Origin of the sequence: Mesorhizobium sp. M7D.F.Ca.US.004.01.2.1 (assembly GCF_003997785.1) — a bacterium.
Classification (GTDB): Bacteria; Pseudomonadota; Alphaproteobacteria; order Rhizobiales; family Rhizobiaceae; genus Mesorhizobium; species Mesorhizobium loti.
This window is the reverse complement of record NZ_RZRQ01000563.1, coordinates 1-2,372: the sequence shown is the minus strand read 5'-3', so window position 1 is coordinate 2,372 and position 2,372 is coordinate 1. Positions and strand designations below refer to the sequence as shown.

General features: G+C 64.2%; 2 protein-coding genes. One reads left to right on the top strand and one right to left on the bottom strand.

Annotation, left to right across the window (positions count from 1 at the left end; genetic code table 11):
* Positions 1-126: 126 nt before the first annotated feature.
* The gene (locus tag EN993_RS34745; protein ID WP_109658650.1) at positions 127-663 is read right to left on the bottom strand and encodes a cupin domain-containing protein; all 537 of its coding nucleotides are present in this window, start codon (positions 661-663) and stop codon (positions 127-129) included.
* 149 nt (positions 664-812) lie between these two features.
* Between EN993_RS34745 and EN993_RS34740 the strand changes: the two genes are divergently transcribed.
* Positions 813-2,372, top strand: a 1,560-nt coding sequence (locus EN993_RS34740) for an FAD-dependent oxidoreductase (RefSeq protein ID WP_206532473.1), incomplete at its 3' end; no start/stop codon positions are given.

Genomic DNA, 2,372 nt, shown 5'->3' with positions numbered 1-2,372 from the left:
CTGCGGGGCGGGCGCCTTCGCGCGTCAGCGCTACCCAGCGACATGAGTCCTGCGGGAAAGCGGAGACGATCTCGCGCGCGATCGTGCCGAAGCCGATGAGGCCGAGCGTCACCATCCGAGGCTTCTTCAGGGGTTCTGTTTCAGAGGATCGAACTTGTCGGCGAGGTCTGCCCCGAACACTGTCTTGCGCTCGATTTCCAGGACGTTTTCCGGGCGCGGGAAATTGGAGGGCACACGGTCGCCGGGCTTGCGCGGCTTGCCGATCAGGCGAAAGAAGTCCTCAAGCCCGTTCGGCACGATCAACCAGATCCAGCGAAGGCGCGTGTCGCCATCGTTGATGAACATGTGACGGACATTCTTCGGCAGGAACACAACGCTGTCCGGTTCCAGCGGATATTCCTTGCCGTCGATGACGGCGCGGCCATGGCCTTCGATGACGTAGACCGTCTCTTCGTTGCGGTCATGCGTGTGTTCGCGAACATAGCCGCCGGGCGCTACCGATTGCGTGCCCAGTGCGAAGGGGTGCTCCATGCCGACGATGTGCGGCGCGAGCGCGACGTCGATATGGCCGTTTGCCGGTACCGGCTGCCAGTAGCTTTCGCGCGTTTCGGTTCCGGAAACATGGATGCCTGTCGGCGCGGGTTGAAGGCGGGTGTCGTCCATGGCTCTGCCTCTCGAAAGGAGCTGCGAAGGTCGTGCGGGGCACGCTGCTGACCAAGAGAGGGTACAGCGCAAAAAGTGTCGACACAATAGTAGACAGATTAAATTTCCTGCCTCTATAGTGCCGTGATGATGATGGCAGGGGAATGCCGATGGGCGAGTACGACGTTCTGGTGATCGGTTCGGGATCGGCGGCCTGCTCGGCGGCGCTGCGGGCCGCCAAGGGCGGCCTCAAGGTGCTTGTCATCGAAAAGAGCGAATGGCTGGGCGGCACCTCGGCCATGTCCGGGGCCGGGGTCTGGATACCCGCCAACCATGTCGCGGCCGAAGCCGGCATCGCCGACAGCCGCGAGGATGCGCTCGCCTATCTGCGCGCGGTCGCGCCCGAAGGGTGGGAGCAGAAGGAAGATACGCTCTGGGGCGCGTTCGCCAAGGCCGCTCCGGACATGCTGCACTTCCTGTCCGTCAACACGCCGCTCGATTTTCGCCTGATCAACGAGCCGGACCCCTTTGCCGAAGCGCCTGGCGGCAAGCTCTACGGCCGCATGCTCTCGCCGAGGCCGCTCAGCCGCCGTATCCTGGGCAAGTTTGCACGGAGCCTGCGCCGCTCAACCCTTCCCCACAGTTTCACCTACCAGGAGATCGTTGACCTCGATCTTTATCACCATCCTATCCGAGCCGGGTTGAAGGTCTGGCCGAAGCTTCTATGGCGATGGCTGACGAATTCCGGCGGCCAGGGCACGGCTCTCATGACCGGGCTCATCAAGGGCTGCCTCGATGCCGGCGTCACATTTCAGCCGGGAACGCGTGCCGTCACCCTGCTCCAGGACCCGGACTCGCGCATCACCGGCGCGGAAGTGGAGAGCGAGGGCCAACATACGAAGATCGTCGCGCGTCGCGGCGTCGTGATCGCAACCGGCGGCTTCGAATGGGACGCCGAGATGCGTGCGCGCCACTTCCCCGGCGCCTTCGACCGGATCGGCAGTCCGCGCGGCAATGAGGGCGACGGCCAGAAGCTTGCGGCTTCCGTTGGCGCGCAGCTGGACCGCATGGATCAGGCGAACGTCTATCCCTGCCTGCCGACGCGCTACCAGGGAAAATCGCACGGCTTGCCGATGACCTTCCAGGCCGAGCCGCACTCGATCGTCGTCGATCGCGATGCAAAGCGCTTTGTCAGCGAAAACGCGTTCAACATCGGCGAGGCGATCGATGCGCGCGGGCCGGACGGCGCGCCGATCCATCTGCCCTGCTATCTCGTTGGCGATCATCGTTTCCTGAAAACGTCGCTGCCTTTCCGCTGGTATGCCTCCTACGAGCGCGATTGGATCAAGAAGGCCGATACGATCGCTGGCCTTGCCGCCAAGCTCGGACTGCCGGCAGCGGCGCTTGAGGAGACAATCGCCCGCTGGAACGGCTTTTGCGCGAAGGGGCACGATGCGGACTTCCAACGCGGCGACAACGGTTGGGAGGCATACAAGGCGCATGGCCCCGAGAATCGGCTGAAGCCGATCGACAAAGCGCCCTATGTCGGCATGACGATCAATCGCTCGATCCTCGGCACCAAGGGCGGCGCTCGCACCAATGAGCGCGCGCAGGTGTTGAGGCCGGACGGTTCGATCATCACCGGCCTCTATGCGGCCGGGCTTGCCATGGCCAACCCCATCGGCACCCGCGCCGTAGGAGCCGGCACGACGCTGGGGCCCAATCTGACA